The 11993-nt window shown below is 57.8% G+C and carries 13 protein-coding genes and 3 tRNA genes; 10 read left to right on the top strand and 6 right to left on the bottom strand.

From position 1 onward, the window contains the following. The 3 genes from dapB to ACWI8T_RS05650 all read left to right on the top strand — a co-directional run. The coding region (dapB, locus tag ACWI8T_RS05660) for a 4-hydroxy-tetrahydrodipicolinate reductase (RefSeq protein ID WP_449138254.1) at nucleotides 1-371 on the top strand (371 nt) is incomplete at its 5' end. Between the two features lie 190 nt (nucleotides 372-561). Then, a complete protein-coding gene (gene dapD / locus ACWI8T_RS05655; RefSeq protein WP_303050730.1) occupies nucleotides 562-1281 on the top strand; it encodes a 2,3,4,5-tetrahydropyridine-2,6-dicarboxylate N-acetyltransferase in 720 nt (239 codons plus the stop codon). Nucleotides 1282-1610: 329 nt separating this feature from the next. After that, entirely contained in the window at nucleotides 1611-3407 is a 1797-nt protein-coding gene (locus ACWI8T_RS05650) for an FAD-binding protein (protein WP_302886249.1), read from the top strand. Nucleotides 3408-3592: 185 nt separating this feature from the next. On the opposite strand, the gene ACWI8T_RS05645 is transcribed toward ACWI8T_RS05650, so the two are convergent. The 3 genes from ACWI8T_RS05645 to ACWI8T_RS05635 all read right to left on the bottom strand — a co-directional run bounded on the left by ACWI8T_RS05645 (nucleotide 3593) and on the right by ACWI8T_RS05635 (nucleotide 6124). After that, nucleotides 3593-3817 (bottom strand): DUF1653 domain-containing protein, encoded by a 225-nt coding sequence (locus ACWI8T_RS05645; RefSeq protein WP_329933059.1) that lies wholly within the window; start codon nucleotides 3815-3817, stop codon nucleotides 3593-3595. 62 nt (nucleotides 3818-3879) lie between these two features. Next, a tRNA-Ser gene (locus tag ACWI8T_RS05640) sits at nucleotides 3880-3967 on the bottom strand. 237 nt (nucleotides 3968-4204) lie between these two features. Next, complete coding sequence (locus ACWI8T_RS05635) at nucleotides 4205-6124, bottom strand: DHA2 family efflux MFS transporter permease subunit (protein ID WP_287538921.1); 1920 nt, start codon at nucleotides 6122-6124, stop codon at nucleotides 4205-4207. A gap of 335 nt (nucleotides 6125-6459) precedes the next feature. Here ACWI8T_RS05635 and tadA point away from each other — a divergent pair, with 335 nt between their 5' ends. The 3 genes from tadA (at nucleotide 6460) to ACWI8T_RS05620 (ending at nucleotide 8808) form a co-directional block, all read left to right on the top strand. Further along, on the top strand, nucleotides 6460-6978 hold the full coding sequence (gene tadA / locus ACWI8T_RS05630) for a tRNA adenosine(34) deaminase TadA (protein ID WP_288168864.1): 519 nt from the start codon (nucleotides 6460-6462) through the stop codon (nucleotides 6976-6978). A gap of 12 nt (nucleotides 6979-6990) precedes the next feature. Continuing rightward, on the top strand, nucleotides 6991-7983 hold the full coding sequence (gene ispE, locus ACWI8T_RS05625; RefSeq protein WP_417759885.1) for a 4-(cytidine 5'-diphospho)-2-C-methyl-D-erythritol kinase: 993 nt from the start codon (nucleotides 6991-6993) through the stop codon (nucleotides 7981-7983). Between the two features lie 276 nt (nucleotides 7984-8259). Beyond that, complete coding sequence (locus ACWI8T_RS05620; RefSeq protein ID WP_449138253.1) at nucleotides 8260-8808, top strand: LemA family protein; 549 nt, start codon at nucleotides 8260-8262, stop codon at nucleotides 8806-8808. Between the two features lie 444 nt (nucleotides 8809-9252). Here ACWI8T_RS05620 and ACWI8T_RS05615 read toward each other — a convergent pair. From ACWI8T_RS05615 to ACWI8T_RS05605, 3 genes are all read right to left on the bottom strand, one after another. Continuing rightward, nucleotides 9253-9345 (bottom strand) — tRNA-Ser (locus ACWI8T_RS05615). Nucleotides 9346-9405: 60 nt separating this feature from the next. After that, nucleotides 9406-9497: transfer RNA gene (locus ACWI8T_RS05610), tRNA-Ser, on the bottom strand. An 86-nt stretch (nucleotides 9498-9583) separates the two neighbouring features. Next, entirely contained in the window at nucleotides 9584-10063 is a 480-nt protein-coding gene (locus tag ACWI8T_RS05605; RefSeq protein ID WP_449138252.1) for a hypothetical protein, read from the bottom strand. A gap of 489 nt (nucleotides 10064-10552) precedes the next feature. On the opposite strand from ACWI8T_RS05605, the gene rpsF reads away from it, so the two are divergent. The 4 genes from rpsF to rplI all read left to right on the top strand — a co-directional run. Beyond that, a complete protein-coding gene (rpsF, locus tag ACWI8T_RS05600; protein WP_114616437.1) occupies nucleotides 10553-10846 on the top strand; it encodes a 30S ribosomal protein S6 in 294 nt (97 codons plus the stop codon). Nucleotides 10847-10908: 62 nt separating this feature from the next. Next, complete coding sequence (locus tag ACWI8T_RS05595; protein ID WP_114616438.1) at nucleotides 10909-11355, top strand: single-stranded DNA-binding protein; 447 nt, start codon at nucleotides 10909-10911, stop codon at nucleotides 11353-11355. Nucleotides 11356-11403: 48 nt separating this feature from the next. Then, the gene (gene rpsR, locus ACWI8T_RS05590; RefSeq protein WP_114616439.1) at nucleotides 11404-11664 is read left to right on the top strand and encodes a 30S ribosomal protein S18; all 261 of its coding nucleotides are present in this window, start codon (nucleotides 11404-11406) and stop codon (nucleotides 11662-11664) included. Nucleotides 11665-11673: 9 nt separating this feature from the next. Then, a partial coding sequence (gene rplI / locus ACWI8T_RS05585) for a 50S ribosomal protein L9 (RefSeq protein WP_449138251.1) occupies nucleotides 11674-11993 on the top strand: 320 nt, incomplete at its 3' end.

Raw genomic sequence — 11993 nt, 5'->3', positions numbered from 1 at the left:
AGGCCGCAAAAGCGCTGCCCGGTTTCGATATCGAAATCGTCGAGACCCACCACAATCAGAAGGTCGACGCACCGAGCGGCACCGCGAAACTGCTGCTCTCGGCCGTGAATCCCGACGATGAGTGCGATGTGGTATACGGCCGTGAAGGCATGTGCGGGAAGCGCCCCGCTCGAGAAATTGGCGTGCATGCCCTGCGTGGCGGCACGGTCGCAGGCACCCACACGGTGCACTTCTTCGGCGAAGACGAGGAAGTCGCCCTTACGCACCGCGCCGCGTCACGCCGCATTTTCGCGTCGGGCGCTGTGGCTGCGGCGAAAAAGCTGGTCGAACGTGAACCTGGGTTCTACGGCTTCGACGAGCTGATGTTTTAACGACGGCGGTGATGCCGAATGCCGCTCGGAGTCGCGCAAGACCACACCGGGCTACCGTTCGCTACCGTTCGCTATGCGCCCGCTTGACGGCGCTTAACTAAGAAACAAGAGCAAATTTGAGCGCCGACGGTCTCGCGCGACCCCAGGCGGCGTTCGGCATCGAATGGTGCCGAGAATCGAAAGGATCAACATGAACGCTGAAGAAATCATCAATTTCATCGCTACGTCTGAAAAGAAAACTCCGGTGAAGGTATATGTACGCGAGAAGCCTGGCCAGAAGGTTAACTATAAGGCCAGCGCTACGAAGGGCGAAGTGAAGGTGTTTGGCGGCCGCAAGGGTAAGATTGTGTTCGGCGATTGGGCCGACATCAAGCCCGTGCTCGAAACCAACGCCAACGCATTCGATTACTACGAAGTCGAGAATGATTGCCGCAATTCCGCTGTGCCCATGCTCGATATGAAGGAAATCAACGCTCGCATCGAGCCGGGTGCCATTATTCGTGACCAGGTTGAAATTGGCGATAATGCCGTCATCATGATGGGCGCGGTTATTAATATCGGCGCGGTTATCGGCGAAGGCACCATGATCGATATGGGCGTGGTGTTGGGTGGCCGTGCCATTGTTGGTAAACATTGCCACATTGGCGCAGGCACGGTGCTTGCCGGCGTGGTTGAGCCTGCGAGCGCAACCCCCGTTATCGTTGAGGACAATGTCATGATTGGCGCGAACGCCGTGGTGCTCGAGGGTTGCCGCGTGGGCGAGGGTGCTGTTGTTGCCGCCGGTGCCGTTGTGGTGAACGACGTTCCAGCGGGCGCGGTTGTCGCTGGCGTTCCCGCGAAGGTCATTAAGATGAAGGATGCGAAAACTGAGGGCAAAACTGCTCTGGTCGACGCGCTTCGCACGCTTTAGTTTTTCGGTGCGGTGAAGGGCTCATCTCTTTGTCGCGCGTACGCGATTTAATGGCAAAACAACGGTGAAATCCACCATCATCTCTAAGTGTTGAGCCTTTTGAGCTGGGCAAACAATAAATTCAACACATTTGGTCCATATCTTGAAACGCCTACCATCCCCCTTGATTCAACCATGGGGGATGGTTCTTTTTTCGGCAAAACTTCCCATAATGCAATGCATCGGTTCGGGGTGCAGGAGGCGCCACGAACCATAAGCAAGGCCCATGAGGGCCACATGGTTAAAGCGCAGCCAGAGGGGGCTGCACAATCCAAAGGGAGGATTACACCATGAGCATTGAGAATGGTATGAGCCGTCGTAACTTCTTGTCCGGCGCTGCTGTCGCGGGTGCCGCGATTGCCGGCATGGCTGGCTTGAGCGCTTGCTCGCCGGCTGCTTCCAGCTCCAAGAGCGACGCCAAAGCCGACACCAAGGCTGCCGCTACAGGTGAGGCCACGATGGGCTTCGACGGCACGGGCGCTATGCCTTGGCTTGGCGAGAAGCCTGAAATTGCCGATGCCGACGTTGAAGAGACCGTCGACGCCGACGTTGTCGTTGTAGGCCTGGGCGCCGCTGGCGTTCCCGCCACTCGCGCTGCCGCCGAGGCTGGTGCGAAGGTTGTTGCGCTCGAGTCTTCGCCGAAGCTCAACTCCGTTGCTTCCGACATGGCTATTTTCGGTGGCGAGACGCAGGCCAAGTGGGGCCGCGGCGACGGCTTCCTTGACAAGAAGATGGTCGTCAATATGCACATGGAAGAGTGCAGCCACCATGTGAACCAGTCCATCATTTCCACCTACTACGACAAGTCGGGCGAGGCCCTCGACTGGTTTGTGGCTGGTTCCAAGGATCTTTACATCGCTCCCGAAAGCTATGCCGAGATTCCCGAGGCAAGCCAGAAGAACTACATGTTCCCTTACATGTATCCCGTGCCCGAGACCTATGATTACACCAAGGAAGATTTGCCCTGCTACCCCACATCGGTCGGCTTCAGCAGCCTGGCAACCGTTATGCAGGACAACCTGCAGTGCGCCATCGACGCGGGCGCCGATGTGCGTTACGAGACCAAGGGCATCGAACTTATTCAGGACGCCGACGGCACCGTGACTGGCGTTTTCGCCCAGAAGACCGGCTCTGAGAAGTACATCAAAATCAATGCGAAGGCCGTTATTATCGCGACCGGCGACTACTTGGGCAACGAGGACATGATGAAGTTCTACGCTCCTCAGTGCGTTGAGAACGGCGTTCAGATTCTGTCCCTCGACATGGACTCCGCGGGCAACTACACCAACATCGGTGAGGGCCACAAGATGGGCGCATGGGCTGGTGCCCACATCGAGCAGTGGCACGCTCCCGTTATTCACCACATGGGTGGCGGCGCTGGCCCCGACGGCCGTGGCGTTATTGGCAACAACGGCTACCTGTGGCTGAACCTGCGCGGCAAGCGCTTCATGAACGAAGACATTCCTGGCCAGCAGCTTGAGAACCAGGTTGAGCTTCAGCCTGAGCGCAAAGCTTACCAGTTCTTCGATGCCAGCTGGCCTGAGCAGCTCAAGTACTTCCCGGCTGCCCACGGCGTTGCGTGCTTCTATCGTGAAGAGGAGCTTCCTGAATACACCGCCTCTGGCCTGCGCATCAATGTGCGTACCCAGAAAGATATCGACGACGCCGTTGCTGACGGCCGTTGCCTGAAGGCCGACACCATCGACGAGCTGCTTTCCAAAATCGAGGGCATCGATGTCGACGAGGCCAAGAAGTCCATCGAGCGCTACAACGAGCTGTGCAAGGCGGGCGAAGACACCGACTTCTTCAAGAGCTCTCAGCGTCTGTTCGCTCTGGAGAATGGCCCGTTCTATGCTGCTGAGTGCGGCTGCGCCCTTACCTTGGGCAACCTGGGCGGCTTCGATTCCGACGACGAGTGCCATGTGTACGACAACGATCGCAAGATCATCAAAGGTCTGTACGCTTGCGGCGCTCCGCAGGGCGGTCGTTTCGCGGTTCAGTACCCCATCTCGCTCAAGGGCCTTTCCTGCGGCATGTGCATGGTGTACGGCAAGATTGCTGGCGAAAACGCTGCTGCCGGCAAATAATGAGTTGGCGCTGACGTTTCGCAGCGCGGCAACACGATAACTCGTAAGGGCCGATTCCACCCCTCCACCTTCCCTTCAAGGAATCGGCCCCTTTTTAGAAAAGGCTCGAGCTTTGCGGCTCGAGCCTTTTGTTGTTTTAGGCGGGGCTGGCCCTCGCGAAACAATGTTTGAGAAGGGGAGGGCGGTTATGCCCGTTCGAATCGGTATCGCTGCTTGGCGCCGGGGTACTTATCGCGATCGACTTCGCCTGCGAACATGTCGAGCGGTCGCGCCCAGAGGCCGCGCTCGCCATAGAGCGCGCGGTAAATGACCAGGGGCTCTTCTGTTTCCGAATGTTTTGCCACGCCAATGACCTCGTATTCGTTTCCTTTGAAGTGGCGATATACGCCTGGTGTGATTTCGCGTTCCATGCTCGGTCGTCTTCCTTTTAAACGAAAACAGGCCAGGCAAATTGCCTGGCCTGTGACATATCTGGCGGAGGAAGTAGGATTTGAACCCACGGTACCTTGCGGCACAACAGTTTTCAAGACTGCCGCCTTCAACCACTCGGCCATTCCTCCAAAGCCCTGAAAGCATACCACAAAGCGTGGTGTCTTCAAGGAAATGCGTCGACGTTCGCCGAAATTGCGTGCGTGCATCACGATTCCGGGTTCATCTTGTATGTTTGTCGCTGTCGCGGGTATCCTGCATCGCCTCTGCAGCGGGTTCATCTCGAGGGTTCTACTGCAACCATGAATTAGCGCTCGGGCCTGCGATGCGACGATTCTCGGTGCATGCTGTCGCGTTTGCTGCGGCGCTTATGCCGTTGCGGCGGTCTGCGCCAGCTCCGATTCGTTTTGCTCCAGGTATTTGCTCATGGAGTAGTGCGCGATATCGCTTCGGTTGATGACGCCTACGAGCTGGCCCTCGTCGGTCACGGGAACTTTCTTCAAGTGATTCTCGCCCAACACGCGGCATACCTCGCGAATGTCGGTGTGAACGTCAATCGAAATCACCCCATGCGTTGCGATGTCATACGCGCGCATTTTCATGACCTTCGCGGCTTTCACGGCGAAGTCGTCGCTGCTCGATTCAGTGAGCATAATGAGCGCCACAGGGTCGGTATAGGTGCTGTGGCGCTTCGAGAGGAAGCGAGCCACGTCGCCGTCCGAGACGAATGCGATGGGCTTGCCGTCGCCATCCACGATGGGTGCCGCCGAAATATGATGGTCGACGAGCAGTTTCACGGCATCGAAAACCGTTGCATTCTCGGGCAGGGTGAACACATCGCGTTTCATGATGCTTTCGAGCACAGAACGCTTGACGTTGTCGGGGTCGGCCTCGGCCGCATCGCTCGGCTTGTCTTTCACGAAAATCACGGTGAGCACGAAACCAATAAGGCACATTACCGTGGCTCCTGCAAACGCCATATTCACGCCGAAAATGCCTGCGTGCACGGGGTCTGTCGCGCCTGCGCTCATATTCGTAGCAATAGAGGAAATGGAAACGAGCAAGGCGGTTCCGAACGAGCCCGCCACCTGGCGCAGGGTATTGTTCACCGACGTACCATGGTTCATGAGGCTGTTGTCGAGCGCATTCATGGCCCATGTGGTGATAGGCATGTTCACGAGCGAAAGCGAGAACATGCGCACCGTGTACAGAATGGTGAGGTAGATAAGCCCCGTTGAGTCACCCAGGAATGCGAACGCGAGCGTCGAGAGGGTGAGCGCGCTTGTGCCAATGAGGCTCAGCACGCGCGGGCCGTGCTTGTCGAAAAGGCGTCCGGCAATGGGGCCCATCGCGCCCATCACGATGGCGCCTGGCAGAATAACCAAGCCCGAAACGGTCGCTGAATAACCTAGGTAGCTTTGCAGATAAATCGGCATCAGAATGCCTGCTGCCAAAAGTGCGCCCTGCACGAGCATGCCAATAATGGTGCCCACCAGGAATTTCCTGTTCGCGAGCACACGCACCTCGAGCATAGGACGATCCATCTTCAGCTGGCGGCGGAAGAACAGCGCCACCACAATAGCGCCAACGAGCGTGATTGCCGCGTCGGCGATGTTGAGCCCGTTTGAACCGATGGTCGAAAAGCCATACAGAAGGCCGCCGAAACCGATGGTCGAAAGCGCGACCGAAGGCTTGTCGAGCGGCAGGTTCTTTGACTCATTCTTCGGCGTGCTTTTCAGCGCGAACCAGGCGCAGATAATACCCGCCGCCGAAAGCGCCACCACAATCCAGAACAGCACGTGCCAGTTGTAGACATCGATCACGAAGCCGGCCGCCGAAGGGCCAACGGCGGGCCCGAATGCGATGACGATGCCGAACAGGCCCATGGCCGATCCGCGACGTTCGGGCGGGAAGGTGAGCATGAGCACTGTCATGACCATGGGCATCAAAATACCCGCGCCGGCCGCCTGCAGCAAACGGCCAGCAAGCAGCACGGGGAAATTGGGGCCCCAGCCCGAAAGCGCCGAACCGGCGGTGAAAATAAGCATCGACACCGTGAATAGGTTGCGTGTGGAATAGCGGTCGATCAAGTAAGCGGTAATGGGAATCATAATGGCGTTGACCAAGGTGAAGCCTGTGGTGAGCCATTGCGCCGTTGCCGCATCGACGTTCATTTCCGTCATAATGGAAGGCAGGGCGGGTGTGATCAGGGTTTGGTTCAGCACGGTCACGAATGTGCCGAAAATCATGACGACAAGCATAATTATTTGGTGTCGAGCTAATTTCAAATCAAAGGCTCCCTTCCGCGGCGTGCGCCGCAATGTTTTCGGGCCGGATATAGCGCCCCGGCGAAGCGATTTGGGCCAAGTGCGCACGAAGCTAGAGGCACAATCGCCTTCAACACGCATGTTGTTCCAAAGAAAATGCCTCCAGGTGGGAGGCGTGACCTTTTCATTATAGGAGCGCCCTGAAACCGGCTCACTTGTCGTGCTCGATTTTGCGGAAAGGCGGCACCGCAGATTCACGCTACGTTCACAGCTTGGTGGCTGATTCGCGAAAAGCCCCGCAGCGCGCGGGCATGCTCTACAATGCACACTGCATATATATGAAGGAAGGAACTTGCATGGCATGGAGCTATGAGGGCATGTCGCTTGCCGAGGCGTGGCGGTCGGCCGACGATGTTGCCGAAGATGACGAACGCTTCATGCGCGCAGCCCTTGAACAGGCAAAACGCGCGGCACTTGAAGGCGAGGTGCCCATAGGTGCCGTGGTGGTGTGCCAGGGTGAGGTTATCGCCGAGGCGCGCAACCACCGCGAGGCCGACGCTGATCCCTCGGCGCATGCGGAGTTTTCCGCCATCATGCAGGCGTCGCGCGAACTTGAGCGCTGGCGTCTTCCCGACTGCACGGTATACGTCACGCTTGAACCGTGCATTATGTGCGCGGGTCTTATGCATCAAGCGCGCATCGGACGATGCGTGTACGGCGCGCCCGACGCGAAGGCGGGCGCATTGGGCTCACTGTATTCGATACACGCCGATGCGCGGCTCAACCATACATTTGAAGTTCAGTCGGGCGTGCTTGCGAGCGAATGTGCTGACGTGCTTTCGGAATTCTTCGAAGCGCGTCGCGGCGAGAAATAGGAAGGCAATGACATGAAACAGACTCTCACGGTGTTTTCCCCCGCGAAGGTGAATTTGCAGCTCGAAATTGGCGAGCGTCGCGCCGACGGCTTCCATCAGGCGAAATCGATTATGCAGGCGTTGACGCTGCACGACATGGTCACGGTTGTTCTTGATGATGGCGTGGATGCGTATTTGAACCCTGATGGCTTCAGCGATTTCGCGATTGATGTGACGTGCACGACGTTTGAGGGCATTCCCGAATTGGACGTGGCTCCTGAAAGCAATATCGCCTACAAGGCCGCGGCGGCGCTCGCCGAAAAGCTCGGTCACGAACAGGGACATATCTCCATCCATATCGAAAAGCATATTCCGTTCGAGGCCGGCCTTGGCGGCGGCTCGTCGAACGCGGCGGCCGTTATCGCCGGATTGTGCCGCGCGTGGGGCGAAGATGCCGCGAGCGAGGCCGCGCTTGACGTGGCGCGCGCGTTGGGCGCGGACGTGGCGTTTTTCCTTCACGGTGGCTGTGTGCAACTGGGAGGGAAGGGCGATGTGCTCGAGCGCACGTTCGAGCCTGCGCGTGGCACGGTGGTTCTCGTGAAGATCGACGAAGGCGTGTCTACGAAAGCCGCATACGCCGCATTCGACGAGCTGGCGGCCGTACAGCATGCCGAATCGACCGACGCAATTGAATCGGCTGCCGAATTGCCGTTGTTCAATAATCTGGCGGCGGCGTCCGAGCAGGTGCTCCCCGCGCTTGCCGAGACGCGCGAGTGGCTTGCGTCCCAACCAGGCGTTGCGCATGATGCGGCGGGCGAGGCCGAGGTGCTTTTGTGCGGAAGCGGTTCTGCGACGTTCGCAGTTGTGGAAGACGGGGATTCGATTCGCAAGGCGGCCGATATCGTCGCGGCGGCAAAATTGAAGGGCATGTGGGCGCGCAGCTGCTCGTTTGCCCCTATTGGCGTGCGCGTGCTCGATGGGCAAGGCGCAGGTTCGAACCTCGGCGCTCCGCGCAAGATCTGGTAATCATGGCGCGTGAGGCGTGGCCCAACTCGTTTGGGGCTGTGTGGTATACGGGAAGCGCCGCGAGAATTGTCGGCCTCGTTTAGGGTTCCGGGCTCTGGGGCTTGGGCTTTGGGACTCGGGGTTTGGCGTCGCCTTTGCGGGGCGGTTACTTGCGGGCGCGCCAACGCAACGCTTGGGTGAACGTTGATCGCGTAAGCGCTGCGCGAGCGCTCGGTTTCGTATAATGATGACACACGGCGCGCAGGGCGCTGAAACTTCCGTCTGAAAGGCGAAATCATGGTACTTGGAATTATTCTCGCGATTATCGTCGTGCTCGTTATTGCGGCGATCATGCTGTACAACAACCTCGTGAAAATGCGCAATATGGTCGACAACGCCTGGGCGCAAATCGACGTGCAGCTGCAGCGCCGTTGCGACCTTATTCCCAATCTGGTCGAAACGGTGAAAGGCTACGCCGCGCATGAGTCGGGCACGCTTGGGAAGGTCATCGCTGCGCGTTCGGCCGTCACCAACGCAACGACTCCCGAGGCGAAAATGGAAGCCGATAATGCTCTGAGCGGTACGCTGAAGTCGCTGTTTGCGGTTTCTGAGGCATATCCTGAGCTGAAGGCGAATGCGAACTTCCAGCAACTCCAGTCTCAGCTGGCCGATACGGAAGACAAGATCAGCTACATGCGTCAGAGCTTCAACGATACGGTCATGAAGTACAACACGGCCATCCAGACGTTCCCTGCCGTGCTATTCGCTGGCATGTTCGGCTTCAAGGAGCGTTCGAGCTTCGACGCCCAGGCCGGTGCAGAAGTTGCTCCGAAGGTAACCTTCTAAGTGGCCGTTGCATAATTAAACAGAAAAGCGTCCGTTTCTGCGGGCGCTTTCTTCATGCCCAAACTCGCTCAAACCTGTTAAATGCTCGCAGCGTTTAACAGGTTTTGCAATTCTCGCTTCGCGCCTCGCGGTTCCAATAGGCCTACTATACCTAAGCCGTTGACTAACACTTCAAACCTGTTAAACGCTACGAACATTTAACAGGTAATGGAAGCAGGTAACGGGTAGGGTGGTGCTTGCTTCGCGTGCGCGCTGGGACGTGCTTAGCGATTCATTCGCACCAAGGAAAGCGAGTGCCGCGCTGGCGAGCGACGATTGAAAGTCAGCTTGGCCGCCCGCGCGGCACGCAGCGTCAGGACGGCTCAAATGAAAAAAGCCCGTTCGTCAGAACGGGCTTACAAAAAGAAAAACAGGCACGGTTTCCCGTGCCTGTAGCTTATAACCTGGCGGAGGAGGGGGGATTCGAACCCCCGTGACCCGGGTTGCGGGCCAAACGGTTTTCGAGACCGCCGCATTCAACCACTCTGCCACCCCTCCGAGGGTGCGACCAAGAAGGTCGTATGAAAAAGCGCCGTGCGAAACGGCGCTTAGGTTATCTGGCGGAGAGATGGGGATTCGAACCCCAGATACGCTTTTGGCGCATACACGATTTCCAATCGTGCTCCTTCGGCCAGCTCGGACATCTCTCCATTGCGTCGATTGCTATGCGCATTGCGCGTAGCGAAAAAGCAGTATACCAAAAAAGCCAAAAAGGTAAACAGCTTTTTAAAAATAATTATTCGTCGACTTCTTCGTCTTCGATAATTGCGGGAACTTCCTCGTCTCCGGCCAGGAAGTTCGGCGCTTCGGCGAGATACACGACCTCTTCGTCAAACGTAAGAACGTCATCGCCCTCTTCGTACATCAGGCACACGGCAACGCCTTTGCCGCCGTCAGCCGTGCCGCCTTCGGCGATGATCGCGTCTTTGCGACCGGCATCGGTGTCGATGTAGCCGTCGTAGCACAGCACGTATGCGCGAGCGCCCGTAGCGGCCTCAACGGTTTTACGCGCCGACTCGAAGCATTCCTCGGTCGTGCCGGTGTGGGTATCTTCGGTCACGGTTTCGCCGTTGAGCAGTGCCGTGAACGGCACGACTTCAGAACCCGCCTCCATGTGCTCCTGTGCTTCTTCGATTGCCTGCAGCAGCAGAATCTCGAGGGTTTCGTCGATCTGGGGAACGCCGAGCTCGTCGCTCTCAACGTTGCGGTCAGCCATGGTTTGCTCCTCTCTGTCGCTCGCGTGCGAGCGTGTTGGGAAACTCAATGCGCCTTTGGCGCTTTGCAAATCGTGCCGAATCATAGCAAAACGCGCCTGTCGAGCTGCGATATTGCAACGTTTCGGTTGAAAACACACGTTGCATGACATGTATGACACGTATTCGTTGGATCATAAGGCGTTTTTTGCGAGGGAATTGAAGTGAGGTGCGAAGGAGAACGCGTGGAAACCTCGTTTGATTCGGCACAATCTGGCAACTTTTCCAAAGGAAAACGTCACGAATCGGGCAAGGTCTCGGCAAGATTCGTGCGCTAATCTGCTTAATACGTGCATGCTTCGTAGGGAATTGTGGCGCACGCGTGGAGTTGAGGCAAAGGCGCAAAACAACAATTGCCCCGATTGGATTTGACTGTTATCATAGCCAAGTTTCCTGTCCCGGGCAGCGCCTTCATATGCCCCGGGACCGTTAAGTCCAGAGGAGGTGACACAATGAAGGCTTATGAATTGCTGTTCTTCGTCGCGCCCACCATCAGCGACGAAACCCGTCTCGCCGTTATGAAGCGTATCGAGGCTACCATCGCCGAGGGCGAAGGCAAGATCGACAACGTTGAGGATTGGGGCAAGCGCAAGCTCGCCTACGAGATCAACGGCCTGACCGAGGGCGACTACACCCTCATCGATTTCCACGCAGACCCCGCCAACATCGCGGAGCTCGATCGCGTGCTGCGCATCACCGACGCGGTGGTCCGCCACAAGATCGTTGTTCGCACCGACCGCGAGTAATCTCGGTCAACCAGTAGGCAGGGAGCAGCTGCTCTCAAACTTCAAGAATTGAGGATTTTGTCATGAGCATCAACAAAGTGGTTATCACGGGCAATCTTACGCGCGATCCCGAGCTTCGCGAAACCCCGAGCGGTTTCCAGGTCCTTTCGTTCGGCGTGGCTGTCAATGACCGTCGCCGCAACCCCCAGACCCAGCAGTGGGAAGATTACGCGAACTTCGTAGATTGCACGATGTTCGGCAACCGCGCCGCAAGCGTGTCTCGCTTCTTGAGCAAGGGCAGCAAGGTCGCTATCGAGGGTAAATTGCGCTGGTCCCAGTGGCAGGCGCAAGATGGCAGCAAGCGCAGCAAGCTTGAAGTCGTTGTCGACGAGCTCGAATTCATGACGAGCCGCGACGGCGGACAGGCTGCCCCGCGCATGCAGGCCGCGCCCGCTCAATCGTATGCTCCGGCACCCGCTGCCGCGCCTGCGATCGATACGTCCGTTTACGACGACGACATTCCGTTCTAGTCTGCTCCCGTCAATCAATTATTGACACAGTTCTGAAAGAGGAAATCAATGGCTGAATACACCAAGCAGCCTCGCCGTAAGTACTGCCAGTTCTGCAAGGACGACGCTCAGTACATCGACTACAAAGACACGGCTATGCTGCGCAAATACGTTACCGACCGCGGCAAAATCAAGCCCCGTCGCGTGACTGGCGCTTGCATGCAGCACCAGCGCGACATCGCTTGCGCGATCAAGAACGCTCGCGAGATGGCTCTCATGCCCTACACGGTTCCGGCCGTGAGCGGCCGCGGCGACCGCCGCAATCGCTAGGAGGCACCAATGAAGGTTATCCTGCTTACCGAGGTCCAGGGCAAGGGCGGCGAAGGCGACGTCGTCGAAGTTGCTCGTGGCTTCTTCAACAACTATCTCGGCCCTCAGAAGAAGGCCGTGCTGGCTACCGCTGGCAATCTCAAGCAGCTCGAGCAGCGCCGTGGCAACATTGCCAAGCGCGAGGAGAAGCGTATCGCCGACGCTGAGGCCCTGAAGGCTTCGCTCGAGGGCAAGAAGATTTTCGTCGACGCCAAGGTCGGCGAAGAGGGCGTGTTGTTCGGTTCCGTCACCGCTTCCATGATCGCTGATGCGGTTCTGGCTGAGACTGG

It is taken from the genome of Slackia sp., assembly GCF_977041755.1.
This window is presented reverse-complemented; position numbering and strand designations above follow the sequence as displayed.

Bases quoted from the DNA above. Each gene is read 5' to 3' on its own strand.
- ACWI8T_RS05620 (WP_449138253.1), top strand. From the start codon at position 8,260: ATGGTACTTGGAATTATTCTCGCGATTATCGTCGTGCTCGTTATTGCG.
- ACWI8T_RS05595 (WP_114616438.1), top strand. From the start codon at position 10,909: ATGAGCATCAACAAAGTGGTTATCACGGGCAATCTTACGCGCGATCCC.
- ispE (WP_417759885.1), top strand. From the start codon at position 6,991: ATGAAACAGACTCTCACGGTGTTTTCCCCCGCGAAGGTGAATTTGCAG.
- rpsR (WP_114616439.1), top strand. From the start codon at position 11,404: ATGGCTGAATACACCAAGCAGCCTCGCCGTAAGTACTGCCAGTTCTGC.
- dapD (WP_303050730.1), top strand. From the start codon at position 562: ATGAACGCTGAAGAAATCATCAATTTCATCGCTACGTCTGAAAAGAAA.
- rpsF (WP_114616437.1), top strand. From the start codon at position 10,553: ATGAAGGCTTATGAATTGCTGTTCTTCGTCGCGCCCACCATCAGCGAC.
- ACWI8T_RS05645 (WP_329933059.1), bottom strand. From the start codon at position 3,817: ATGGAACGCGAAATCACACCAGGCGTATATCGCCACTTCAAAGGAAAC.
- ACWI8T_RS05605 (WP_449138252.1), bottom strand. From the start codon at position 10,063: ATGGCTGACCGCAACGTTGAGAGCGACGAGCTCGGCGTTCCCCAGATC.
- tadA (WP_288168864.1), top strand. From the start codon at position 6,460: ATGGCATGGAGCTATGAGGGCATGTCGCTTGCCGAGGCGTGGCGGTCG.
- ACWI8T_RS05650 (WP_302886249.1), top strand. From the start codon at position 1,611: ATGAGCATTGAGAATGGTATGAGCCGTCGTAACTTCTTGTCCGGCGCT.